The sequence below is a fragment of the Pseudomonas sp. ABFPK genome, from assembly GCF_001586765.1.
In the GTDB taxonomy this organism is placed as follows: Bacteria; Pseudomonadota; Gammaproteobacteria; order Pseudomonadales; family Pseudomonadaceae; genus Aquipseudomonas; species Aquipseudomonas asiatica.
Genome location: NZ_LQXW01000021.1, coordinates 25,758 through 50,470 on the forward strand (window position 1 = coordinate 25,758; position 24,713 = coordinate 50,470).

19 protein-coding genes and 2 tRNA genes are annotated in these 24,713 nt (G+C 63.2%); 9 read left to right on the forward strand and 12 right to left on the reverse strand.

Annotation, left to right across the window (positions count from 1 at the left end; translation table 11 throughout):
- Positions 1–35: 35 nt before the first annotated feature.
- The 3 genes from WM94_RS14830 (at position 36) to WM94_RS14840 (ending at position 3,789) form a co-directional block, all read left to right on the forward strand.
- Complete coding sequence (locus WM94_RS14830) at positions 36–713, forward strand: response regulator (protein WP_004375868.1); 678 nt, start codon at positions 36–38, stop codon at positions 711–713.
- A complete protein-coding gene (locus WM94_RS14835) occupies positions 710–2,056 on the forward strand; it encodes an ATP-binding protein (RefSeq protein WP_061551547.1) in 1,347 nt (448 codons plus the stop codon). Before WM94_RS14830 ends, WM94_RS14835 begins: the two co-directional genes overlap by 4 nt.
- 410 nt (positions 2,057–2,466) lie before the next feature.
- Complete coding sequence (locus tag WM94_RS14840) at positions 2,467–3,789, forward strand: dicarboxylate/amino acid:cation symporter (protein WP_013973834.1); 1,323 nt, start codon at positions 2,467–2,469, stop codon at positions 3,787–3,789.
- 234 nt (positions 3,790–4,023) lie between these two features.
- Here the strand turns inward: WM94_RS14840 and tsaA are convergent, their stop codons facing one another.
- From tsaA to WM94_RS14860, 4 genes are all read right to left on the reverse strand, one after another.
- Positions 4,024–4,716, reverse strand: coding sequence for a tRNA (N6-threonylcarbamoyladenosine(37)-N6)-methyltransferase TrmO (gene tsaA / locus WM94_RS14845; RefSeq protein ID WP_061551548.1), 693 nt, complete (start codon positions 4,714–4,716; stop codon positions 4,024–4,026).
- Positions 4,717–4,722: 6 nt separating this feature from the next.
- The gene (locus WM94_RS14850) at positions 4,723–5,184 is read right to left on the reverse strand and encodes a DUF1456 family protein (protein WP_013973832.1); all 462 of its coding nucleotides are present in this window, start codon (positions 5,182–5,184) and stop codon (positions 4,723–4,725) included.
- Between the two features lie 48 nt (positions 5,185–5,232).
- Positions 5,233–5,943, reverse strand: coding sequence for an rRNA pseudouridine synthase (locus tag WM94_RS14855; RefSeq protein ID WP_061551549.1), 711 nt, complete (start codon positions 5,941–5,943; stop codon positions 5,233–5,235).
- A 77-nt stretch (positions 5,944–6,020) separates the two neighbouring features.
- Positions 6,021–6,473, reverse strand: a complete 453-nt coding sequence (locus WM94_RS14860) for a GNAT family N-acetyltransferase (protein WP_003257379.1) — start codon at positions 6,471–6,473, stop codon at positions 6,021–6,023.
- A gap of 200 nt (positions 6,474–6,673) precedes the next feature.
- Between WM94_RS14860 and WM94_RS30790 the strand changes: the two genes are divergently transcribed.
- From WM94_RS30790 to WM94_RS14880, 4 genes are all read left to right on the forward strand, one after another.
- A complete protein-coding gene (locus tag WM94_RS30790; protein WP_256207022.1) occupies positions 6,674–7,360 on the forward strand; it encodes a hypothetical protein in 687 nt (228 codons plus the stop codon).
- A 197-nt stretch (positions 7,361–7,557) separates the two neighbouring features.
- Positions 7,558–8,403 carry a DUF6502 family protein gene (locus tag WM94_RS14870; RefSeq protein WP_061551551.1) on the forward strand — a complete coding sequence of 282 codons (846 nt, stop codon included), beginning with the start codon at positions 7,558–7,560 and terminating at the stop codon, positions 8,401–8,403.
- The gene (locus WM94_RS14875) at positions 8,400–10,127 is read left to right on the forward strand and encodes a DUF5666 domain-containing protein (RefSeq protein WP_061551552.1); all 1,728 of its coding nucleotides are present in this window, start codon (positions 8,400–8,402) and stop codon (positions 10,125–10,127) included. The genes WM94_RS14870 and WM94_RS14875 overlap by 4 nt, the downstream gene beginning before the upstream one ends.
- A 55-nt stretch (positions 10,128–10,182) precedes the next feature.
- Positions 10,183–10,932, forward strand: coding sequence for a hypothetical protein (locus WM94_RS14880; protein ID WP_061551553.1), 750 nt, complete (start codon positions 10,183–10,185; stop codon positions 10,930–10,932).
- Between the two features lie 71 nt (positions 10,933–11,003).
- Here WM94_RS14880 and rimO read toward each other — a convergent pair whose 3' ends face one another.
- A complete protein-coding gene (rimO, locus tag WM94_RS14885) occupies positions 11,004–12,335 on the reverse strand; it encodes a 30S ribosomal protein S12 methylthiotransferase RimO (RefSeq protein ID WP_013973825.1) in 1,332 nt (443 codons plus the stop codon).
- A gap of 235 nt (positions 12,336–12,570) precedes the next feature.
- Between rimO and WM94_RS14890 the strand changes: the two genes are divergently transcribed.
- The gene (locus tag WM94_RS14890; protein ID WP_061551554.1) at positions 12,571–14,481 is read left to right on the forward strand and encodes a potassium transporter Kup; all 1,911 of its coding nucleotides are present in this window, start codon (positions 12,571–12,573) and stop codon (positions 14,479–14,481) included.
- Between the two features lie 112 nt (positions 14,482–14,593).
- On the opposite strand, the gene WM94_RS14895 is transcribed toward WM94_RS14890, so the two are convergent.
- The 4 genes from WM94_RS14895 to WM94_RS14910 form a co-directional block, all read right to left on the reverse strand.
- Complete coding sequence (locus tag WM94_RS14895) at positions 14,594–15,886, reverse strand: virulence factor family protein (RefSeq protein WP_015271483.1); 1,293 nt, start codon at positions 15,884–15,886, stop codon at positions 14,594–14,596.
- Positions 15,886–18,528, reverse strand: coding sequence for a bifunctional lysylphosphatidylglycerol flippase/synthetase MprF (gene mprF / locus WM94_RS14900; RefSeq protein ID WP_039613961.1), 2,643 nt, complete (start codon positions 18,526–18,528; stop codon positions 15,886–15,888). Before mprF ends, WM94_RS14895 begins: the two co-directional genes overlap by 1 nt.
- A gap of 261 nt (positions 18,529–18,789) precedes the next feature.
- Positions 18,790–18,866, reverse strand: a tRNA-Met gene (locus WM94_RS14905).
- A gap of 133 nt (positions 18,867–18,999) precedes the next feature.
- Positions 19,000–19,076 (reverse strand) — tRNA-Met (locus tag WM94_RS14910).
- 219 nt (positions 19,077–19,295) lie between these two features.
- On the opposite strand from WM94_RS14910, the gene dinB reads away from it, so the two are divergent.
- Positions 19,296–20,354: a DNA polymerase IV gene (dinB, locus tag WM94_RS14915; RefSeq protein WP_161551482.1), complete on the forward strand. Its 1,059-nt coding sequence runs from the start codon at positions 19,296–19,298 to the stop codon at positions 20,352–20,354.
- A 160-nt stretch (positions 20,355–20,514) separates the two neighbouring features.
- Here dinB and WM94_RS14920 read toward each other — a convergent pair whose 3' ends face one another.
- From WM94_RS14920 to WM94_RS14930, 3 genes are all read right to left on the reverse strand, one after another.
- A complete protein-coding gene (locus WM94_RS14920) occupies positions 20,515–21,468 on the reverse strand; it encodes a hypothetical protein (RefSeq protein ID WP_023661807.1) in 954 nt (317 codons plus the stop codon).
- 20 nt (positions 21,469–21,488) lie between these two features.
- Positions 21,489–23,204 carry a proline--tRNA ligase gene (locus tag WM94_RS14925; RefSeq protein WP_003257369.1) on the reverse strand — a complete coding sequence of 572 codons (1,716 nt, stop codon included), beginning with the start codon at positions 23,202–23,204 and terminating at the stop codon, positions 21,489–21,491.
- A gap of 160 nt (positions 23,205–23,364) precedes the next feature.
- Positions 23,365–24,633 (reverse strand): OprD family porin, encoded by a 1,269-nt coding sequence (locus WM94_RS14930; RefSeq protein ID WP_013973818.1) that lies wholly within the window; start codon positions 24,631–24,633, stop codon positions 23,365–23,367.
- Positions 24,634–24,713 lie beyond the last annotated feature (80 nt).

A 24,713-nucleotide genomic window follows, 5' to 3' on the forward strand; every position in this document is an offset into this window, starting at 1 on the left:
GGCCGGTACAGGCAATACATATCAAGGAGCTGCACATGAAACTGCTGGTGGTCGAGGACGAAGCCCTGCTTCGCCATCACCTCTACACCCGCCTGGGCGAAGGCGGCCATGTGGTCGAGGCGGTCGCCGATGCCGAGGAGGCGCTTTACCAGGCCGGGCAATACCACTTCGACCTGGCCATCATCGACCTGGGCCTGCCCGGCATCAGCGGGCTGGAACTGATCACGCGGCTGCGCAGCCAGGACAAGACCTTCCCCATTCTCATCCTCACCGCCCGGGGCAACTGGCAGGACAAGGTCGAGGGCCTGGCCGCCGGTGCCGACGACTACCTGGTCAAGCCGTTCCAGTTCGAAGAACTCGAGGCACGCCTGAACGCCCTGCTGCGCCGCTCCAGCGGCTTCACCCAGTCGACCATTGCCGCCGGCCCGCTGGTGCTCGACCTCAACCGCAAGCAGGCGACGCTGGACGAGCAGCCCCTGGCCCTGACCGCCTACGAATACCGCATCCTCGAATACCTCATGCGCCATCACCAGCAGGTGGTGGCCAAGGACCGCCTGATGGAGCAACTGTACCCAGGTGACGAGGAACGCGACCCCAATGTCATCGAAGTGCTGGTCGGCCGCTTGCGGCGCAAGCTCGAGGGCGAGCACGGCTTCAAACCGATCGACACCGTGCGCGGCCTGGGCTACCTGTTCACCGAGCGCTGCCGATGATCCGTTCGCTGCGGGTGCGCCTGATGCTGGCGGCCGCGGTGCTGGCGCTGCTGTTCATGCTGGCGTTGCTGCCGGCCTTGCAGAAGGCCTTCAGCCTGGCCCTGCAGGAGTCGATCGAACAACGCCTGGCCTCGGATGTGACCACGCTGATTTCCGCAGCGCGTATCGAACACGGCCAACTGCAGATGCCGACGTTGCTGCCGGACGAGCGCTACAACCTGCCGTACACCGGCTTGCTCGGCTATATCTTCGACCGCGACGGCAAGCTGGTCTGGCAGTCGCGGGCAACCGCCGCGCAAAACATCAACTACCGCCCGCGCTACGACGGCCGCGGCAACGAATTCGCCCGCATTCACCAGGCCGACGGCGAAGAGTTCTTTGTGTACGACGTCGAGATCAAGCTGCTGGGTGGCCAGAGCGCCGCCTACAGCATCGTTGCCTTGCAACCTGTGCGCGAGTACCAGCACACCCTTGATGGCCTGCGCGAAAAGCTCTACCTGGGCTTTGGCGCGGCCTTGCTGGCGCTGCTGGTGCTGCTGTGGGCCGGTTTGACCTGGGGCTTGCGGTCGTTGCGCCGGCTCAGCCACGAGCTGGACGACGTGGAGTCGGGAGTGCGGGATGGCCTGAGCGGCGAACACCCACGGGAGCTGCTGCGTCTGACCGGCTCGCTGAACCGCCTGTTGCGCAGCGAGCGCGAGCAGCGTCAGCGCTACCGTGATTCGCTCGATGACCTGGCGCACAGCCTGAAGACGCCGCTGGCGGTGTTGCAAGGGGTGGGCGAAAGCCTGCAGCAGCGTAGCGGCGAGCGCGAGCAGGCGCGCGTGCTGCAGAGCCAGATCGAGCGCATGAGCCAGCAGATCGACTACCAGTTGCAACGCGCCAGCCTGCGCAAGAGCGGCCTGGTGCGCCACAGCGTGTTGCTGCGGCCGTTGCTCGAAAGCCTGTGCAGCACCTTGGCCAAGGTGTACCGGGACAAGCGGGTGGACGTGACGCTGCAACTGCCCGATGCGGCGCAGGTGCCGATGGAGCAGGGCGCGTTGCTGGAGCTGCTGGGCAACCTGCTGGAGAACGCCTACCGCCTGAGCCTGGGCCAGGTGCGCGTGAGCCTGGAGCAGGCGCCTGGGCGGTTGACCTTGTGCATCGAGGACGACGGACCGGGGGTGCCGGCGGACCAGCGTGAGCGGATTCTGGAGCGTGGGGAGCGCCTGGACAGCCAGCACCCGGGGCAGGGGATCGGGCTGGCAGTGGTCAAGGATATCGTCGACAGCTATGACGCCGAGCTGAGCCTGGGGGATTCTCCTCTGGGGGGTGCTGCGTTCAGGATCACCTTCAACCTCGAGTGATTTGCTGGCTTGGCCGGCCTCTTCGCGGGTAAACCCGCTCCCACAGGGGTGCACTGCACTCGAGACCTGTGCGGTTCCTGTGGGAGCGGGTTTACCCGCGAAGAGGCCGGCACAGGCAAACCACAATGGGCGGATTCCCGCCAATGCCCCTGTACAAATCCCGCCACCGGGCGGAAATCCGCCAGCCTTCCTCAGGCAATTCGCCCCGTCGTTGGGCGTTTATCCCTCGCAAATACGGCACTTGCACCCTTCGTGGGCATTTTGGCACCACCCTTGCTATTGATCCTCGCAGAGGCCTGCCCAGGCAGCTCGAACACAACGACAAATCCCTCCGGGTGCAGGAGGGTTAGCGATTCAGGTGCCCCATCGCCCTGGGAAGGGTGAACCGGCACACTTGAGGAAAATTAGCCATGACGACACGTCAGCCGCTGTACAAATCCCTGTATGTCCAGGTGTTGGTCGCCATCACCATCGGTATCCTGCTCGGCCACTACTATCCGGAGACGGGCGTCGCCCTCAAACCCTTGGGGGACGGCTTCGTCAAACTGATCAAGATGGTCATCGCCCCGATCATCTTCTGCACCGTGGTCAGCGGCATCGCCGGCATGCAGAGCATGAAGTCGGTCGGCAAGACCGGCGGCTACGCGCTGCTGTACTTCGAAATCGTCTCCACGGTCGCCCTGATCATCGGCCTCGTCGTTGTCAACGTGGTCAAGCCGGGCGCTGGCATGCACATCGATGTCAGCACCTTGAACGCCAGCAGCGTGGCTGCCTACGCCGCCGCCGGCGCGCAGCAGACCACTGTCGGCTTCCTGCTTAACGTCATCCCGAACACCGTGGTCGGCGCCTTCGCCAACGGCGACATCCTGCAAGTGCTGATGTTCTCCGTGCTGTTCGGCTTCGCCCTGCACCGCCTGGGCAGCTATGGCAAGCCGGTGCTGGACATGATCGACCGCTTCGCCCATGTCATGTTCAACATCATCAACATGATCATGAAACTGGCCCCGGTCGGTGCCTTCGGTGCAATGGCCTTCACCATCGGCCAGTACGGCGTTGGCTCGCTGGTGCAACTGGGCTACCTGATGGCCTGCTTCTACATCACCTGCCTGCTGTTCGTGCTGGTGGTGCTGGGCGGTATCTGCCGCGCCCACGGCTTCAGTGTCCTCAAGCTGATCCGCTACATCCGTGAAGAACTGCTGATCGTGCTGGGCACTTCGTCCTCGGAGTCGGCCCTGCCACGCATGCTGGCCAAGATGGAGCGCCTGGGTGCGAAGAAGTCGGTGGTTGGCCTGGTGATCCCGACCGGTTACTCGTTCAACCTCGATGGCACCTCGATCTACCTGACCATGGCTGCGGTGTTCATCGCCCAGGCCACTGACACCACCATGGACATCACTCACCAGATCACCTTGCTGCTGGTGCTGTTGGTGGCTTCCAAAGGTGCTGCCGGTGTTACCGGTTCGGGCTTCATCGTCCTGGCCGCCACCCTGTCGGCCGTTGGCCACCTGCCGGTTGCCGGCCTGGCGCTGATCCTCGGCATTGACCGCTTCATGTCCGAAGCCCGCGCGCTGACCAACCTGGTTGGCAACGCCGTTGCCACCGTGGTCGTGGCCAAGTGGGTGAAGGAAATGGACAACGACAAGCTGGCATCGGAGCTGGCCTCCGGTGGTGCGCCGCTGGTCGATACCCGTCCGACCGACGACCTGGGCGTGGCTGAAGGCCCGGCTCGCTGATCGCGGGATGGTGAAAAGAAAAAGGCGACCTCAGGGTCGCCTTTTTCATGTGCCTTCATACCTGTGCGCGGTCCTCTGTAGGAGCGGCCTTGTGTCGCGAAAGGGCTGCGTAGCAGCCCCGGCAACCTTGCAGGATGGCCGAGATCCTGGGGCCGCTACGCGCCCCTTTCGCGACACAAGGCCGCTCCTACAAGGGACCGCGTACAGGCGCGAAGACCGCGTACAGTCCAGAGGTCAGGCCAGCACCACCTCCAGCACCCGGATCACGTCCGGCTGCGGGTAATGCCACCTTACCTGCACATCCCAGAACTTCACCCCATACACCCGCTCGGCCGGCGGCATCTGGTAGGCCGGCCGTGGGTCCTGCGCAAGGCACTGCTCGATCAGCTCCACCAGCGGTTCACCCAGGCGCAGTGCATGTTCGCGGGCCTGGGGCAGGGCGTTGTCGACCCACTGAACGGCGATCGCGACAGGCGCTTGGCTGGCCATCTGGTTGCTGGCGCCAGGGATGCTATCGGCGTACGGCACATACGGTTTGATATCCAGCACCGGCGTACCGTCGAGCAGGTCGATCCCAGACAGCAGCAGGCGCCCTGGCTCCATGCCTTCCAGGCGCACCACCGACTGGCCGATGCCATTGGGCCGGTGAGTGGCGCGGGTGGCGAACACACCCATGCTCTTGTTGCCACCCAGGCGCGGTGGCCGCACCTTCAGGCGGGGTTTGTCTTCCAGTGCCTGGTGGAACAGGAACAGCAGCCAGACATGGCTGACCTGTTCCAGCCCCTCGACCGCATCGCCCTGGTCGAACGGCGGCAGCAGCTCGAGCACGCCTCGTGCGGCGGGCGCCAGTTGCGGCTGGCGCGGGATGGCGAACTTTTCCTTGAAACAGGAGCGGATGATGCCGACCGGGGTAACCGTATGCTGCATGGCCAATCAGCCGCGCACGCGCAGGGTCAGGCCCTTGAGGAAGTTGCGCAGCAACTGGTCGCCGCACGGGCGGTAGTTGTCATGGCCGGCCTTGCGGAACAGTGCGCTGAGCTCGGGCTTGCTGACCGGGAAATTGACCGACTTGAGGATCGCATGCAGGTCATCTTCCTTGAGCTCGAAGGCCACCCGCAGCTTCTTGAGGATGAGGTTGTTGGTTACCGGCAGCTCGATCGGCTGCGGCGGGCGGCTGTCATCCTTGCCGCGACGGTGGATCACCAAGCCGTCGAGAAAGTGCGCCATGACCCGTTCCGGGCAACGCACGAAGCCTTCCTCGTCCTCCTTCTTCAGGTAGGTGGCCAGCACCAGTGGATGCACGTCGAGGCCGGATAGCCCGATGATTTCGGCCATCTTGGCGTCATTCACCTTGAGCATGTAGCGCAGGCTGCGCAGGACGTCGTTGTGGTTCATTGTTGCAGAATCCTGTTCAGGTGCCGCACCTGTGGCGCGGCGTATTGCTTAGAAACGTTCGGTAGTGGCCAGGTAGCGCCACTGGCCCAGGGGCAACTTGCCCATCGATACGCCGCCCAGGCGAATGCGGCGCATGCCTACCAGCTCCAGGCGCAGGTAGGCGCACAGCTCGGCGATCTGCCCGGGCTGCGGGTTTTTCAGGGCCATGCGCAGGTGGGTCTCGTTCTGCCAGCTGGCCTTGGCTTTAGGCAGCTCGCGGTCATTGCGGGTGGCACCGCGCGCCAGGCGTTCCAGCGCCTGGGGTGTGGTCTCGCCGCGCACTTCAACGATGAATTCCTGTTCCAGGCGGCGCAGGTCGGCGTCGATCTTGCGGGTTACCCGCCAGTCCTGGGTAAATACCTGCAGGCCGCTGGCACCGCGCTCCAGCGGAGCCACGCAGGCCTGCCGGGCAAAATGCCCGTGCAGTGCGCGCACGCCTTCGCGGTGGGTTTCGCTGAGGGTGCCCATGTTCATGCTGGCACGGGCAGTTTCGCTGTCCACGTTGGCCGCCTGGTTCAGCAGCAGGGTTACTGGTTCCAGCGTTTCGGCACGGGCACCCGGCAGCAGTTCGACGCGCTGCTGCTCGACCTTGAACTGCGGTTGCTCGACCACCACGCCATCGACCGTGACCCAGCCGCCCTCGATATACAGCTCGGCCTCGCGGCGGGAGCAGCCAAGCTGCTCGATAAGGCGTTTGGACAGGCGGACGGGTTCGGACATGACGGCAATTCGCAAAGGCAGGGAAAGACCTGCATTGTACCTGCCTGCGCGGCAGAGGGGCTGGGAATCTGTGTCATTTACGCCGTTTTGCGCAGGCGCATGTGCAGCAGCGGGTAGGGTTGCCCCAGGCCGTCGGTTTCCGAACGGCCGATCACCTCGAAGCCCTCATGCAGGTAGAAGCCCAGGGCTTGCGGGTTCTGTTCATTGACGTCCAGGCGCTCGGCATTCAGTTCGTCGATCGCATAGTGCAGCAGGCGCTTGCCAACCCCTTTGCCACGGTAGTCCGGTGCGACGAACAGCATGTCCACGCGCCCGTTGGCAACGCCGGCGAAACCACAGATGCGTTGGCGGTCCTTGCAGCAGATCAGCATCACTGCGTCGAGGTAGCGACGCAGCACATGGTCGCGCAGCAAGGCAATGTAGCTATCCGGCAAGAAGTCGTGGGTGGCGCGTACCGATTCTTCCCACACCTGTACCAGTTCGCCGTAGTCACTCAAGCGCGGGGTTTGCAGCGTCAGTACCGAATGCATGCCGGTGTTCCTCCATGACGATAAGGCAAACATAGCAGGCCAACCACCGGTCGGCTTCTCCGTGCGCTGCTTGAATCTCGGGGGGTGGCGGTCTATTAATTTCATGTGGGAAAAATTCCCACAGAATGAAAAGAAAGAAGCTGACACAGGATTCCCGGCTTGATTTGGCGTTTCTCACGGCGACGACCTGGAGACGAAATATGCAAATCCATGTGCTGTTCAAAAAAGCGATATTGGCGGCTGCCGTTGCTGGCGTGCTGTCGACTTCCATCGTTCTGGTCCCTGACTCGATTTCCAATGGCTCCAGCGCCTACGCCAAGGATGGTGGTGGTGGAGGCGGTCACGGAGGTGGCGGCGGTGGCCATGGTGGGGGTGGTGGTGGCCATGGTGGCGGCGGCGGTGGTCACGGTGGTGGCGGCGGTGGCCACGGTGGTGGCGGTGGAGGCCATGGTGGTGGCGGCGGTGGCCACGGTGGTGGCGGTGGTAGCGGTGGTGGTGGTGGTGGTCACGGCGGTGGTGGTGGCGGCCATGGCGGTGAAGGCGGCGGCCACGGCGCTGGTGGGCATGGAGATGGCCATGCCGGCAACAGTGGGCGCGGCCATGACGGCTCCTCGAACTCTGGGCGCAGCGGCAACCACGCTGAAGCGGGTGACGATCATGGCAATCACGTTGGCGGTGAGCCTGGGGACGATCACGGCAATCACGTTGGCGGTGAGCCCGGTGACGATCATGGCAATCACGTTGGCGGTGAGCCCGGGGACGATCATGGCAATCATGTTGGCGGTGAGCCTGGCGATGACCACGGCAATCACGTTGGTGATGAACCTGGTGATGATCGTGGCGACCATCTGGGTGGCGAACCGGGTGATGACAACAGCAGGAGCTGACTGGCTCTGAACGGTCTCATGCAGCGCCCACGGGGCGGGCCTGTATGAGGCCAGGTTCGGATACACGGCAGCCCCACTCAACGCGAATGCAATGAGCGCCGACGACTATCCCTCATCTCGTCAGGGATATGGTCACAGTTGGTGTGGGATCTTTTCCCGCGTCGTATACTGGGTTCATCTGTCAAGGAATGCGCTCAATGCAATCGCCTACCATCCCCCCTTCGATGTTAAGCGCACTGCGGCGTGTCATGCGTCCTCTGGTGCGCCTGATGCTGCGCAAAGGGGTCACCTACACGATGTTCGCCGACCTGCTCAAGGAAGTGTTCGTCGATGTGGCGCATCGCGAGTTTCGCCTGGACGGTACAGTGCCGACCGACAGCCGCATCAGCCTCCTCACGGGCGTGCATCGCAAGGATGTCCGGCGTTTGCGTAGCGAGGGAGGGGCGTCGCTCGCCGTGCTGCCGGAAAACATTACGTTAGGTGCACAGTTGGTCAATATGTGGACCACTGGCAAGCCGTTCTGCTCGGAGCCTGGCCAGGCGCTGCCGTTGCCGCGTCTGGCGAGCGTTGGCGGCGATCGTTCCTTCGATGCGCTGGTGGCGAAGATCAGCACCGACATCCGCGGGCGGGTGGTGCTGGATGAGTGGTTGCGCCTGGGTATCGTCCGGCTCGACGACCAGGACTGTGTCCACCTGGAAGCCCAGGCATTCGTGCCGCAGAAGGGCTTCGACGAAAAGGCCGCGTACTTTGGCCACAACCTGCATGACCATGCCTGCGCAGCAGTGCACAACCTGAGTGGGGACGGCCAGCCGTTCTTTGAACGCAGTGTGCACTACGACGCCTTGAGCCCGGCCAGCGTCGACCATTTGCGTGCAGCGGTGGACAAGGACGGCATGCAGATGCTGCTTGCCTTCAGCCGGCTTGCATCAGACCTGGAAGATGCCGATGTGCCCAGCGCCGAGCAACGTCAGCGCATCACGGTAGGGCTTTATTTCTACACTGAAACTACCGACCCCGATTTGTCGAAGACACCCGACCCATGACTTCCCTCGCGCGCTGCCTCAGTGTGGTCACACTGGTCCTGGGTTTCGGGCTGAACCTGGTGGCGCCTGCCGAAGTGGCCGCAGCACCGGTATGTGTCAGCCGTGACGAAGTGGGTATGGCGGGGGCGGCGGGCTTGCAGTTTCCCGGCGGTATTGGTGGTACCGGGGCCAGGACGGGCGGTGTCGGTGGTACCGGTGTACGCAGCGAAAACGGCGGAGTGGGTGGCACCGGTGCGCCGCTGCCGCAGCGTCCCGGCGGCACGGGTGGGACCGGTGCGGTGGCCGACGGTGTGGACGGCACCTTCATCGATCACGGCGGGGCAGGCGGTACCGGCGCACCGATCCTGCGCCCGGGCGGTACCGGTGGCACGGGCATCGTCGGCACCATCACCGGGTTCGCCTCGATTTGCGTCAATGGCCTGGAAGTGCACTTTGGCAAGGACGTACCGGTGAGTGAAAACGGTGCGCCTGCCAGTAGCGCTCACCTGGCAATCGGCCAGGTTGTCGCGGTTGAGGCATTTGCCGGCAAACGCGGCTTGCAAGCAGGGCGCATCTCGATCCTCAACGTTTACGAAGGGCCGCTGACGGCACTGCCCAATGCATCGGCCCCCCTGCGGGTCATGGGCCAACCCGTGCGGCTGGCTGCAGGGGCGCGGGTGGCTGAAGGGTTGCGCCCGGGCGAGCCGGTCAGGGTCAGTGGCCTGCGCGATGCCAAGGGCGAAGTGGTAGCCAGCCGTATCGAACGGGCGCCGGGGCTCAGGGAAGCCAGTGCCATCGGTGCGGTAGACCGCGCCGGCAGCCTCCAGGGGCTGAAGCTGGGAACCCGTGTGGCACCTGCGAGGGAAGTGCTGGTACGTGGGCAGTGGACCGGACGCCAGCTGGAAGTGGCGCAAACCCGCCCAGACCCGAGCCTGCCTTTTGCTGGCCGTGTGCAGACGGCGGTGATCGAGGGGCTGGTACAGCGCAGCCACGCTCAACAACTGGTGGTGGCAGGCATCAAGGTGACGCTGGGGCAGGGTACCGTGATCGTCGGCAAGCAGCCCGCGGCATTGGCGCTCGATCAACGTGTGCGGGTGAGCGGGGTGTTCAATGGCAAGCACGAGCTGCGGGCAACCCGCGTGGAGTTCGATGACGGCCGTGCCGACAACCCGGACAGAGGGCATTCGGGGCGTGGCAGCGGGCACGGCACCCGTGACGCTGAAGGTTCCAGCAATAGCGGGCATGGCGGACGCGATGCGACCAGTGATCGCATTGAAAGCAGTGATGACCACAGCGGGCACGGCGGTGTTGACGATTCCAGTGGTCGGGACGGTACTGAGCGCGTGGACAAGTCCGGAAAGTCGGAACATGGCGACACCATGGAGCGACCCGAGAGCAGCAATAGCGGAAGCTCTGACCGGGTAGAGAAGGTAGAGCTCGAAAAGGTGGAAAAAATTGAAAAAGCAGAGAAGGTTGAAAAGGTAGAAAAAGTAGAGAAGATCGAGAAAGCCGAGAAGCCCGAAAAGGTCGAGAAGATCGAAAAGCCTGAAAAAGTCGAGAAGATCGAGAAGCCTGAGAAAGTCGAGAAGGTAGAAAAAGTTGAGAAGGTCGAGAAAGTAGAGAAGGTCGAAAAAGTAGAGAAGGTCGAAAAAGTAGAGAAGGTCGAAAAGGTCGAAAAGGTCGAAAGACCCGAGACAGTAGAGAAAGCCGAAAAAGTGGAGCATCCAGAGCGATCCGGGCATTAGGCAACTAGGCTGGGTAGGTGCGATCACCTTTCCAGTTCGGGATACCGAGGTGCAGATGAGACCCACGCTCCCTCTTTTCGCCTGCTTGCTGTCATGCGCCAGCGCGTCGGTCCTGGGCGATACCTTCAGCGCCGCCATAGGTATGGACTATTCAAGTGGCGACTATGGCACGGGTACAACCTCGGAAATCTGGTACATCCCCGTGGTCGGCAAGTATGAAACCGGCCCAATGACCTACAAGATCACTGTGCCCTGGCTGCGCATCACCAACCCTGAAGTGGGCCCGAATGGTGACCCCTTGCCCGGTGGCTGCCGGGATGTGGAAAGCGGGCTGGGAGACACGGTTGCCAGCGCCGGTTACGCCCTGCTCGACGGCAGTGACGGTGGCCTGATGCTGGACCTGATCGGCAAGGTCAAATTCCCCACTGCCGATGAAGACCAGTGCCTGGGCACCGGTGAATACGACTACACCGGCCAGGTCGACATCGCCAAGGCCTTTGGCCCGGTGACCGGTTTCGCGACCCTGGGCTGGAAGAAGTTCGGCGACCCGCCGGACAGTGATTTCGACGACCCGATATTTGCCAGCCTCGGCTTCGCCATGCCCGTGGCTGCAGGCACTTCGGCGGGTGCCTCCTACGACTGGCGGCAGAAGGTCGTTTCGACGGGTGCGCAGATCAAGGAACTTACCCTGTTCCTGACACACAAGCTCAACCAGCAGTGGAAAGTGCAACTCTATGCAGTCAAAGGCTTCTCGGATGCCAGCCCGGATGCAGAGGGCGGCCTGATGCTTTTTCACGCGTTCTGACGAAAAAGCCCCTGGCCCGGGAGTTCCTTGTGGGGAATGGCGGGGCAGGGGCTTTTCAGTTTGCTGCTGCGTTAGATGGGTTCAGCCCACATGTCGTATTCGTCGGCATCCACCACGCGGCAACGTACCTTGTCACCCGGCTTGAAGCCGTGGTCGCCATCGATGAACACGCTGCCGTCGATTTCCGGGGCATCGAAGAAGCTGCGGCCAACCGAACCTTGCTCCTCCACTTCATCGATCAGCACGTCGATTTCCTTGCCGATGCGCAGTTGCAGGCGGGCGGCGCTGATGGCCTGCTGGTGGGCCATGAAGCGGTCCCAGCGGTCCTGCTTGACGTCGTCCGGCACTTCTTCCAGGCCCAGGTCGTTGGCCGGGGCGCCTTCTACCGGCGAGTACTGGAAGCAGCCCACGCGGTCCAGCTGGGCTTCGGTCAGCCAGTCCAGCAGGTACTGGAAGTCTTCCTCGGTCTCGCCCGGGAAGCCGACGATGAAGGTGGAGCGAATCACCAGCTCCGGGCACTGCTCGCGCCAGTTCTTGATACGTGCCAGGGTGCGGTCTTCGAAGGCCGGGCGCTTCATGGCCTTGAGCACTTTCGGGCTGGCGTGCTGGAACGGGATATCCAGGTACGGCAGGATCTTGCCGGCGGCCATCAGCGGGATCACGTCGTCGACGTTCGGGTACGGGTACACGTAGTGCAGACGTACCCAGGCACCCAGGCTGCTCAGGGCTTCGCACAGCTCGAGCATGCGGGTCTTGACCGGGCGGCCGTTCCAGAAGTCGGTCTTGTACTTGACGTCGACGCCGTAGGCGCTGGTGTCCTGGGAAATCACCAGGATCTCCTTGACCCCGGCCTTGACCAGGCGCTCGGCCTCGCTCAGCACTTCGCCGACCGGGCGGCTGACCAGTTTGCCGCGCATCGACGGGATGATGCAGAAACTGCAGCTGTGGTTGCAGCCTTCGGAAATCTTCAGATACGCATAATGGCGCGGGGTCAGCTTGACGCCCTGCGGCGGCACCAGGTCGATCAGCGGGTTGTGGTCCTGGCGTGGTGGCACCACTTCGTGCACGGCGTTGACCACCTGCTCGTACTGCTGCGGGCCGGTGACCGACAGCACGCTCGGGTGCACGTCACGGATGCTGCCTTCCTCGACACCCATGCAGCCGGTGACGATGACCTTGCCGTTTTCCTTGATCGCTTCGCCGATCACTTCCAACGACTCGGCCTTGGCGCTGTCGATGAAGCCGCAGGTGTTGACCACCACTACGTCGGCGTCCTCGTAGGTGGGCACGACTTCATAGCCTTCCATGCGCAGCTGGGTCAGGATGCGCTCGGAATCGACCAGGGCTTTTGGGCAACCCAGGCTTACGAAACCTACCTTGGGGGTGGCGGGCGTGGTGGACATGACTAACCTCGGTATTGAATGCAGGTCGCCCGGCCGGAATCGGGGGCGATCTTGACGGGCGCTTTTGGCGCCTCTGATCAAAAAGTGCGCAATTCTAGCGAGCGCAGGGTCGCTTGACCAGCAGAAATGCGACGAACGCTGCGCTATGCTTCGCGCCATTGCGCCGGGGGTATCAGTATCACCTGGCGCATCGGGAATTTTACTGGCCTTGCAAGGCCGTCTGCGGGAGTGGTCGATGGTTCAGGCAAGCAGTCACGCCGAGGGCGGGCACGAGGGGAAGCAGGGTGCGACGCGGTCGTTGAGCCTGCTCGTGGCGGCGGTCGGGGTGGTTTATGGCGATATCGGCACCAGCCCGTTGTATACCCTCAAGGAGGTCTTCAGCGGCGGGTACGGAGTGCCGGTCAACCATGACGGCGTGCTGGGGATCCTGTCGCTGATCCTGTGGTCGCTGCTATGGGTAGTGTCGTTCAAGTACGTGATGTTCATCCTGCGCGCCGACAACCAGGGCGAGGGCGGCACCATGGCGCTGACCGCGCTGGCGCGGCGGGCCACGGCGGCCTACCCGAGGTTGCGTACGTTGATGGTGGTGTGCGGGTTGATCGGCGCTTCGCTGTTCTATGGCGACAGCATGATCACGCCGGCGGTGTCGGTGCTGTCGGCGGTGGAAGGCATGGGCCTGGCGTTTGATGGTATCGATCACTGGGTTGTACCGATTTCGCTGGTGATCCTGGTGGCGCTGTTCCTGGTGCAGAAGCACGGCACCGAGAAGATCGGCAAGCTGTTCGGCCCGATCATGGTCACCTGGTTCCTGGCGCTGGGCTCGCTGGGCGTGTACGGCATATCGCAGAGCCCGGAAGTGCTCAAGGCTTTCAACCCGGCCTGGGCGGTCAACTTCTTCGTGGTTCACCCCGGCATGGGCGTTGCCATTCTCGGCGCGGTGGTCCTGTCGCTGACCGGTGCCGAGGCGCTGTACGCCGACATGGGCCACTTTGGCCGCAAGCCGATCGCTCGGGCCTGGTTTGCCCTGGTGCTGCCGGCGCTGGTGCTCAACTACTTTGGCCAGGGCGCGTTGCTGCTGCAGGACCCGGATGCAGCACGTAACCCGTTCTACCTGCTGGCGCCGGGCTGGGCACTGCTGCCGATGGTCGGCCTGGCTACCATGGCCACGGTGATCGCTTCGCAGGCGGTGATCTCGGGGGCGTTCTCCCTGACCCGCCAGGCCATTCAGCTGGGCTACATCCCACGCATGCAGATCCAGCACACTTCCAGCGATGAACAAGGGCAGATCTATATTGGTGCGATCAACTGGACACTGATGGTCGGCGTGGTACTGCTGGTGCTTGGTTTCGAGTCATCCGGTGCCCTGGCGGCGGCGTACGGGGTGGCTGTGACCGGTACCATGCTGATGACCACCATCCTGGTTTCGGCGGTGATGCTGCTGCTATGGAAGTGGCCGCCGGTGCTGGCGGTGCCGATCCTGATGGGTTTCCTGTTGGTGGATGGGCTGTTCTTTGCCGCCAACGTGCCGAAGATCATCCAGGGCGGGGCCTTCCCGGTCTTGGCCGGCGCTGTGCTGTTCCTGTTGATGAGCACCTGGAAGCGTGGCAAGCAGATCCTGATGGAGCGCATCGACGAAGGCGCGCTGCCGCTGCAGCTGTTCATCAGCAGTATCCGCATTCAGCCTCCGCACCGGGTCGAAGGCACGGCGGTGTTCCTCACGGCACGCTCCGATGCGGTGCCCCATGCGCTGTTGCACAACATGCTGCATAACCAGGTGCTGCACAGCCAGGTGGTGCTGTTGACGGTGGTCAGCGAGGACCGGCCACGCGTGCCGGAACAGGAGCGCTTTGAAGTGGAGGCCTATGGCGATGGGTTCTTCCGCGTGTTGCTGCACTTCGGCTTCATGGACGAACCGGACGTGCCGGCGGCGTTGAAGCTGTGCCACCTGGAAGGCCTTGACTTCAGCCCGATGCGCACCACCTTCTTCCTCAGCCGCGAGACCGTGATCGCCTCACGGCTGGAGGGGATGTCGCGCTGGCGGGGCAACCTGTTCGCGTTCCTGCTGAAGAATGCCAACGGCAACTTGCGCTTCTTCAACCTGCCGCTGAACCGGGTGATCGAGCTGGGGACCCAGGTCGAGATCTGAGGGGCAACACAGATTTCAAGGCAGTACCCGCTCCCACAGGGAGCGCATAGCTTTCAAAGCTTGCGCTGTACCTGTGGGGGCGGGTTTACCCGCGAATGGGCCGCAAGCCTTATCAGTTCTGCTCAGCCACACTCGACTTGCCCTGGCGCGTCTCGATCTCACCGATCAGGCGCTTGGCCAGTGCCGGGTAGTTTTCGTCGAAGTGGTGCCCCCCCGGCAGCTTCAGGCGTTCACCCACCGCAGTCTTGTCGGTGCAACCGCTCTCGTCGGTTTCTTCCACGCCATACACACACACCACCTTGGACGCCGGCAGTTTGGCCATTTCCGGCCCGGTTGGCGCTTCCTGGCCTTCCTTGCCCAGCCAGCCCTCGACTTCGATCTCGAAGCTGCCGCTGCGGGCAAAGGCCAGCAGCATCACCGCGTCGATACGCTGCTGGTCCTCGGCCGGCAGGCGGTTGTAGATCGCCGGCAGGACGTCGGCACCGAACGAATAGCCGGTCAGCACGAAGCGCTTGGTGCCCCACTTCTGTCTGTAGTGCTGCATCAGCTCGGACAGGTCGGCGGCGCTTTGTTCCGGGGTCTTGTGTTGCCAGTAGTAGCGCAGCGTGTCGATGCCGACCACCGGGTAACCAAGCTTGGCCATTTCCCCGGCCACGTCGCGGTCCAGGTCTCGCCAGCCGCCATCACCGGAAAGGAACAGGGTGACCGTGTCGGTGGTCTGCCCGGCTGGCACCTCGACTACCGGAATGGCCAGGGCGTTGCCGTCGTGGCCGACCAGGGCCTGGGTCAGTTGGGCCTTGAGCACTTGTGGCAGGTGGATGTCGTAGTCACTGATGCTGGTTTCGGCATTGGCCTGGTCGCGCACGAAGGCGGCGCTGGCGTCATCCGGGTTATCGTTCCAGGCGACGTTCCAGTGGCCGTGGGCGGCCGACTTCGGCAGCGCTGTCTGGCAGCCCGGCTGTTCCAGGCTGAAGCCCACGGAAATCGCCCGCGCCTTGTCGTTGTTCTGGCTGGCCAGCCAGCGCCAGGCCTGGGCGGCGCCAGGGCCGATACCGGCAACCAGGGTCGGCTTCTCCGGTAACTGGCCCAAGGCCTGGTCCAGGGCCTGTTGTTGTTTGCTGCAGTCATTGGGCGGCAGGATCACCTGCACCAGTTGCGCTTCGCCAGCCTGGGCCAGGTCCAGCAGCTGCCTGTCGGTCAGCGCCTGGTCCTGGGGTACGCCGATGGCCACCCGGGCCTTGGGGTGCACGGCTGGGGTCACACGGGTGATGCGGGTGTCATTGATGCTCAGTTGTTCCAGGCGTGCCTCGGGAGCCGGGCGCGTCCATAGCCAGAACGCCAGCGCGCCTCCCAGGGCAGCCAACAGCAGGGGAACCAGCAGGTACAGCCAAAAGCGTCGGGTCATCAACGTTTCACCAATCCAGTCAGGCCGCCTGCGATCAGGGCGGCGGTGTCAGCCAGTGCCACCAGCGGGTCGAGCCCGGCCGGCACGGCCATGTAACGGGGTTCCCAGTCCGGTTGGAACTTGTCCTTGAAGCGTCGAAGCCCCTGGAAGTTGTACAACTGCTCGCCACGGCGGAACACCATCGAGCCCAGGCGCTGGGTCAAGGGCGCCCCACGCCGTGGCTGCAGGCCGGAAAGCGGCACCATGCCCAGGCTGAAGCGGGCGTAGTCATGGCTTTTGTAGTGCAAGATCAGGCCGATCATCATGAATTCCATGGTCAGCTTCGGGGCCTCGGGGTGCGCACGCATAAGGTCGAGGCTGGCCAGTTCCTTGCCATGGGTTTCCAGCAGGTTGGCGAAAGCCACCGGGCGGCCTTGGAAGCGGATCAGGGCAATGCGAAAATGCTGCAGGTATTCAGGGCTGAAGCGCCCCAGCGAGAAGCCTTTCTCGCGCACGTTCTTGCCGCCAAGCCAGGCGTCGGAAATTTCCTTCAGCTCTGCCAGCGGGGCATGCCCGGGTTCGTGGATTTCCAGGCTCAGGCCGTCACGGCCGCCACGGTTCCAGGTGTAGCGCAGGTCCTTCATTTCCTTGCCCTTGGCTTCGAGATCGAAACGGCGCAAGTCGACCCGGGCTTCTTCACCCAGCTTCAGCGCAGTCAGGCCGATGTCCATGTAGAACGGCAGGTTCTCGGCGCGCACCTGATAGAACACCGGGCGGGCATGGTGCAGGTCGCACAGGTCACGGAACTGCCAGATCATCTCGGCGCGCTCCTGGGCCGGGCCGATCGGGTCGTACAGGGCTACCAAGCTGCGACCGCGACGGGCGTACATAAGGAAGGCGTTGTTGCCAGGGTGGAACAGCAGCGCCTTGTCACCGGTCAGCGCCAGGCCGCCATCTGGCTGGTCGGATGCCAGCAGAATGCGGTTGGCACGCAGCAGCTCTTCTTCGTCAGGCAAGTGGATCACCGGTGGTGCGGTACGCAGCAGCCAGGTCAGGGCCACGGCCGCCAGCAGCAAGGCGCTGCCCATGGCGGCGCGCAGACCACGCGGGGCATCAGCATCGAGGGTGAACTGCCACCACAGCTGATGGCTGTAGGGAACATCCTGGTAGGCGAACAGCAACAACCAAACCGATGCGCCGACCACACAGGCGCTGGCTACCAGAAACACCGGCGAGAACGGCAACTCGAGCAAACGACTGGGGCGGTAGAAGGAACGGCGGAACAGAGCGAGCAGGGCGGCAGTGAGGGTCAGCAAGCAGGCCTCTTCCCAATCGAAGCCCTTGAGCAGCGACAGCAGGGCACCGACCAGCAACAGCACGGTGGTCAGCAGCCAGGCGGCGGACAGGCGCCGGCGCAGGCCTTGGGCCAGCAGCAGGCACAGCACGCCGATCAGGCTGGCGCCAAAATGCGAAGCATCGATCAGGCGGTGCGGAACCAGGAAACCCATGTGCTCCAGGCGGGTGTCGATTTCGGGCGTGGCACCGGAGAACAGCAGCACCACCCCGGACAGGAATACCAGGATCGAAAGGATCGGTGCAGCCAGCCCGGAAGCGGCCTTGATAGCCTGTTGCGCGAACAGCAAGCGCCGGGCCTCGTTGGCCAGCAGCAGCGCGCAGGCCAGCAGCAGCGGCAGCACCACGTAGATCAGCCGATACAGCAGCAGTGCCGCTGCCAGCGGCGCCGCGCCAAGTTGGTCGGCAAAAGCCGCCAGTAGTATGGCTTCGAATACCCCGACGCCGCCCGGTACGTGGCTGAGCACACCTGCGGCCAAGGCCAGCAGGTACACCAGGACAAAGGCACCGAACGGCGGTGCTTCGGGCAGCAGCAGATACAGCACGGTGGCGGCAGCGGCGACATCCAGTGCGGTGATCAGCAATTGCAGGGCCGCCAGGCGTGCGCCCGGCAGGCGCAGCGTGCGGCGGCCCAGTTGTACCAGCAGGTTGTTGGCCAGTGGCTGTTCAGCCAGGCGTCGGCGGTACAGGCCGAACACCAGCACGCTGCACACCAGCAACACCGCTATGGCGATACCCGCCAGCAAGCCTGGCGCCAAACCCAGTGCGGCCGAGGCCGCCGGCAGGTCGCTCAAGGTCGCCAAGGCGGCCAGGGGCGGTAGCGCGCAGCCCAGTGACAGGCTGGCAAAAACGGTCATCCGTGCAACTTCACCTGCGCCAACCCCTTGGCGCGCATACAGGCGATAGCGCACCGAACCGCCCGAAAGCATCGACAGGCCGATGGCGTTGCCTATGGCAAAAGCGCTGAAGCCGCCCAGCACCAGGCTGCTCGCGGGCAGTTTCACGCCGGCATAGCGGCTGGCCGACCACTCGTAACCGAGCAGAATCACGAAACCGAGCACAGTTGCCAGCAAGGCGCCAAGTAACGACTGGGTAGGCACGCTGAGCATGGCATCGTGCAAGGCATAGATGTCCAGCTCGCTCAACAGGTGGCGACAGGCGACCAAGGCCATGGTGAACAACACCAGGGTAACTACCAGGCCGATGGGCTGGCGGTAACGGCTCAGACGCTCCAGCAAGGGCAAACGTTGCGCGGCGCCAGGCAGCGTTGTGGCAAGCGGCACCGGGGATTCGGGATTGTGCGAAGTCATGGATTGCCCCGGGCATGCAGCGCGAGGTGAGGGAAAGGTGTGGCCAAGTGAAAGTCCCTTAGGAAAAACGTATCCAATGTTACTCCGGCCTCGAGCGCTTTCAGCGGCCTGGCAGGGTTAAAGATAGTTCATCCTGGGCATGACCTCTCAAGCCTGCGGGTTGGCTGGAGGACGGGAGAATCGGGGGCGACGAAAAGCAGGAGGGGAGAAACAACAAACCCCGCGCTGCTGTTACACAGGCGGGGTTTGTTCTGACGAATATGGTTGCGGGAGCCGGATTTGAACCGACGACCTTCGGGTTATGAGCCCGACGAGCTACCAGGCTGCTCCATCCCGCGTCAGTGGGGCGAATTCTACAGTTTTCAGAATGGGTGTCAAGCGCTAGTCGTTGATTTTTTTGAAATTTCTATCAGCGCATTATTTGACGCAAAGAAAAAGGCCACTGCGTGAACAGTGGCCTTTTCTCGAATCTGGTTGCGGGAGCCGGATTTGAACCGACGACCTTCGGGTTATGAGCCCGACGAGCTACCAGGCTGCTCCATCCCGCGCCTGTGAGATCGAATTCTACGGATTTACCCGTGGGTGTCAAGCTTTTTTCTGAAAAAACCTTTCCTGTTCAAACTCTTAGCGTCTGTATATGGCTCGCAGCTCAGGCGCGACGGGGCTTTCAGGCCGATTATCGAGCAATGTCGCGCACAGGCTGCATACCCGAGGGCGCATGCGATACTATCTGTATGAATTTACAGTGCTGACGGTCATCCATGTCCTTGCGCAAGATCATCCACGTCGACTGCGATTGCTTCTATGCCGCGATCGAAATGCGTGACGACCCGCGCCTGGCCGGGCGGCCCATGGCGGTGGGGGGCTCGGCCGACCGCCGTGGGGTGATCGCCACCTGCAACTATGAAGCGCGTGCCTACGGCGTGCGTTCGGCCATGTCGTCGCGGCACGCGCTGAAGCTGTGCCCGGACCTGCTGATCGTCAAGCCGCGCTTCGAGGCCTACCGTGAAGCCTCGCGGGAAATCCACACGATCTTCCGTGACTACACCGAGCTGATCGAGCCGCTGTCGCTGGACGAGGCCTACCTGGATGTAAGTGACAGCCAGTGGTACTCGGGCAGTGCCACGCGCATTGCCGAGGATATCCGCCGCCGTGTCGCCCGCACCCTGCATATCACTGTCTCGGCCGGTGTGGCGCCAAACAAGTTCCTGGCCAAGATCGCCAGTGACTGGCGCAAGCCCAATGGCCTGTTCGTGATTACCCCGGGCGAAGTGGAGGCATTCGTCGCCGCCCTGCCGGTGGCCAGGTTGCACGGGGTGGGCAAGGTAACGGCAGACAAGCTGGCGCGGTTGGGTATCGAAACCTGCCTGGAGCTGCGCGAATGGTCGCGTCTGGCACTGGTGCGCGAGTTCGGCAGCTTTGGCGAGCGTTTGTGGGGGCTGGCACGGGGTGTCGATGAGCGTGCCGTGCACAATGACAGTCGCCGGCAGTCGGTCAGCGTGGAAAACACCTACGACACCGACCTGCCGGACCTGGCCAGTTGCCTGGCACGGCTGCCCGAACTTCTGGAGAGCCTGAACGAGCGTATCGCCCGCATGGATAGCAGTTACCGGCCGGAAAAGCCCTTCGTCAAGGTCAAGTTCCATGACTTCAGCCAGACCACCATGGAGCAGGCGGGGGCGGGCAGGGACCTGGAGAGTTATCGCCAGTTGCTGGGTCAGGCGTTTGCCCGTGGTGGCAAGCCGGTGCGCTTGCTTGGGGTAGGCGTGAGGTTGCGCGACTTGCGCGGGGCGCATGAGCAGCTGGAGCTGTTCCCGCCTCAGTAAATGGCCCGCCAATTTAACGCGGTCCCTGTAGGAGCGGCCTTGTGTCGCGATGGGCTGCGAAGCAGCCCCATGATTTCAGCCTTGATGCATGAATTGCCGGGGCTGCTTCGCAGCCCATCGCGACACAAGGCCGCTCCTACAAGGTATTGCGTGATGCGGGTTACTGCGCGCCCGGGTCGGCCACCAACCGGCCAGTGGCCTTGGTCAGCGACTGCAGAAACTCCTGCTGCAACTCCGGATCGTTGCGGGTCAGTTCGATCAGGCTCTGTTCCATTTCACTGGCTTCTTCTTCCAGGCCGAGTTCGGACAAGCGCTTGACCCGGTGAACCCATTGGCCGACATCGTCATCTTCGAGGTCATCGAAGATCAGTTCATGGGCCTCGAGCAGTTTGTTGCGCAGGGTGGCGCTGACCAGCAGGCTGGCATCGCCACGTACCGCGTTGTCCTCGTCCAGCACCTGCAGGTGCAGGGTACCGATGTGGTTGAGGTTCTGCTCGGAGAACGGGCTGTCGAGCAGGTTCAGGCGCAGCACGCCGTTCCTGTCGGTGGTCAGCTCGTGGGTCATCTTGCCGGCCTTGACCTCGACCAGGCGTTCGCTCCAGGGCACGCTGGTAGATTCCTCGCGCTTGCCTTTCTGCACTTCGCTGATCCCAGCCAGGTTCTGCTGGGCACGACCGTTGGACGGCACGTTCATGAACGGGTTGAGCCCGTCCACGCCGTAGCTGAGCCAGTCGTGGGTGATGCTTTCCGGGAGGTTGCCCAGGGCGAAGACATTGACCACGTTGGCACCCACGCCTGCCACCACGGCCACCGCACCCAGCGGGATCTCGTAGATCTCCCGCCAGGGCTGGTAAGGCGTATAGCGGTCATAGCTGCGGGTGACTTCGAATTCGGTGACTTCGAAGCGCTTCTGCTCATGCACGCGCACACGTCGTTGCGGAAGCTCCATCACCTTCGGCTCGCCGACATCGATCTGCAGGGTGTGCTCGAGCAGTTTGCGCTCGACGCGCTCCTCGTGGTCGCTGCGCTGGGACATCTGGTTGGCGCAGCCGCTGACGAGCAGGGCGCCGCACAGTGCGGCGCCCCCCAGGGGAAAGGTACTTCGCTTGAACATGATCACTCGTGCATTGGTTATCAGCGGCGAACGCGGGCCTGCAAGAAGGTCAGCACTTCATCGAGCGGCAACGACTGGGCGTCTTGCTCGGTGCGGTGCTTGTACTCCAGGTTGCCTTCGGCCAGGCCGCGATCGCTGACGACGATGCGGTGCGGGATGCCGATCAGCTCCATGTCGGCAAACTTGATGCCTGGGCTGGTCTTCTTGTCACGGTCGTCCAGCAGCACTTCGTAGCCGGCAGCGGTCAGCTCGGCATACAGCTTGTCGGTCGCCTCGCGAACCACCTCGGTTTCGTAGCGCAGCGGTACCAGAGCGATCTGGAACGGGGCCAGGGCGTCGTTCCAGATGATGCCCTTGTCGTCGTAGCTCTGCTCGATGGCAGCTGCGACCACGCGGGACACACCGATGCCGTAGCAGCCCATGGACAGGGTTACCGGCTTGCCGTTCTCGCCCAGCACCTGGCACTTCAGCGCCTCGCTGTACTTGGTGCCGAGCTGGAAGATGTGGCCCACTTCGATGCCGCGCTTGATCACCAGGGTACCCTGGCCGTCCGGGCTCGGGTCCCCTTCGACCACGTTACGCAGGTCGGCGACCTGTGGAACCGGCAGGTCACGCTCCCAGTTCACGCCGAAGTAGTGCTTGTCGTCGATGTTGGCGCCAATGCCGAAGTCGCTCATCAGGGCAACCGAGCGGTCAATGACGATTTCCAGCGGCAGGTTCAGCGGGCCGAGCGAGCCGGCGCCGGCACCGATGGCCTCGCGCAGTTCGGCGTCGGTGGCCATGACCAGCGGGTCGGCAACCTGTTCCAGCTTGGCCGCCTTGATTTCGTTGAGTTCATGGTCGCCACGCACGATCAGTGCTACCAGCTTGCCTTCTTCGGCGCCGCGCACGATCAGGGTCTTGACGGTTTTCTCGATCGGCAGGCCGAAGTTTTCCACCAGCTGGGCGATGGTCTTGGCGTTCGGCGTGTCGACCAGGCGCAGCTCCTCGGTAGGGGCGGGGCGCACGGTTTCACGCGGGATGGCCTCTGCCTTCTCGATGTTGGCGGCGTAGTCGGAGCTGTCGCTGAAGATCACGTCGTCTTCGCCGGACTCGGCCAGTACGTGGAACTCGTGCGAATAGCTGCCACCGATGGAGCCGGTGTCGGCCTGAACCGGGCGGAAGTCCAGGCCCAGGCGGGTGAACACGTTGCTATACGCCTGGTGCATGCGGTCGTAGGTTTCCTGCAGGGAAGCCTGGTCGGCATGGAACGAGTAGGCGTCCTTCATGATGAACTCGCGACCGCGCATCAGGCCGAAGCGCGGGCGGATCTCGTCACGGAACTTGGTCTGGATCTGGTACATGTTGAGCGGCAGCTGTTTATAGCTGGACAGCTCGTTGCGGGCCAGGTCGGTGATCACTTCCTCGTGGGTCGGGCCGACGCAGAAGTCGCGCTGGTGGCGGTCCTTCAGGCGCAGCAGCTCGGGGCCATACTGTTCCCAGCGGCCGGATTCCTGCCACAGTTCGGCGGGCTGGATGCTGGGCATCAGCACTTCCAGGGCGCCGGCGGCGTTCATTTCCTCACGCACCACGGCCTCGACCTTGCGCATCACCCGCAAGCCCATCGGCAGCCAGGTGTACAGGCCAGAGGCCAGTTTGCGGATCATGCCGGCACGCAGCATGAGCTGATGGCTGATGACCACTGCGTCGGCAGGGGTTTCTTTCTGGGTGGCGAGCAAATATTGACTGGTGCGCATGGTGAGCCGTGTCGATTGCCTAAGACATTGAAATGACCCCGCATTGTACGGGGGCGAAACGAAGGCGTACAGGATGCCCCAGGGCGTGACGCTTGTCAGCCAAGAAAAAGCCCGGCGTGATCGCCGGGCTTTTTCAGGTGCGGGGCACTGCAAGCCAGGCTTACAGGATGCTCAGCGGGTACTCCACGATCAGGCGCAGTTCGTCGATCGATGGGGAATCGTAGTAGACGCCATCGGAAGAGCGATAGGTGGCTTGACGCACGCGGAAGCTCAGGTCTTTTGCCGGGCCGCTCTGCAGCACGTACTTGATGTCGACGTCGCGTTCCCATTCCTTGCCGTTGCTGGTGCCGGCGACGTTGGCGTCGGTACCGCGTACATAACGGGTCATGAAGGTCAGGCCCGGGATGCCGTATTCGGCGAAGTTCAGGTCGTAGCGAGCCTGCCAGGACTTCTCGTCTTCGGCGTTGAAGTCGGAACGGGCCACGGAGTTGGCCAGGAAGATGGTGCCGCCGCCGTCGATGCCATAGCCATAGTCGCCGTCGCCGGTGACTTTCTGGTAGGCCAGGGTGAAGGTGTGAGCGCCGATGTTGTAGGCGCCCGACAGGCTGAACGCGCGGTTGTCCAGCTTGTCGCCATCGAATGCGCGGTACTCGGCCGAGCCTTCGCTCTTGGTGTCATAGATGTTGAAGTCGAACACCAGGCCTTGTTTGTCCGAGATTGGCAGTGCCCAGTTGACGTTGGCGTAGTATTTGCGCCAGTAGTCTTCAACCTTCGAGTAGTACAGGCTGGTGCTGAGGTTGTCGGTGAAGGCGTAGGTACCACCTACCACGTTGGCTTCCTTCAGGCCGAAGCTGTCGCGGTTGGTCTGCTCCTGGGCGGTCAGGCTGGTGAAATGACCAGCGTGCAGGGTCAGGCCCTCGATCTCGTTGCTGGTGATCAGGGTGCCTTGGGCAATTTCCGGCAGCAGGCGGCTGTCGTCGGTGGCGAAGACCGGCAGAGCGGTGAACTGGTCACCCACTTTCAGCACGGTGTCGGAGATGCGGAATTTAACCGCGCCGCCGGCCTTGGAGTAGTCATCCTGCGAACGGCCGTCAGAGCCGGTAGGGAACAGGCCGGTACCGGCGCGGCCCTTGCCGCTGTCCAGTTTCAGGCCGAGCATGCCGATGGCATCGACACCCACACCCACGGTGCCCTGGGTGAAGCCGGACTCGAAGGTGCCGAGGAAGCCCAGGCCGGTTTCTTCGCGACGGCTCTGGGTGCCGGCTGGGTTGTTACGGAAGTCACGGCTGAAGTACAGCATGCGGGTCTTGACGTTCAGCTTGCTGTCTTCGATGAAACCTTTGGACTCGTCCTGGGAAGAGGCCAATGCCAACTGCGAGGTCCCTGCCGCAACGGCCAGGGCGATCATGCTCCACTTCATCACGCGCATCGTGATTTGCTCCTTTGGTTTTTAGGAAGAGTACCGCTGCGTCCAAGTGTTCTAGTTATATGGGGCAGCTCTTTCTTGTT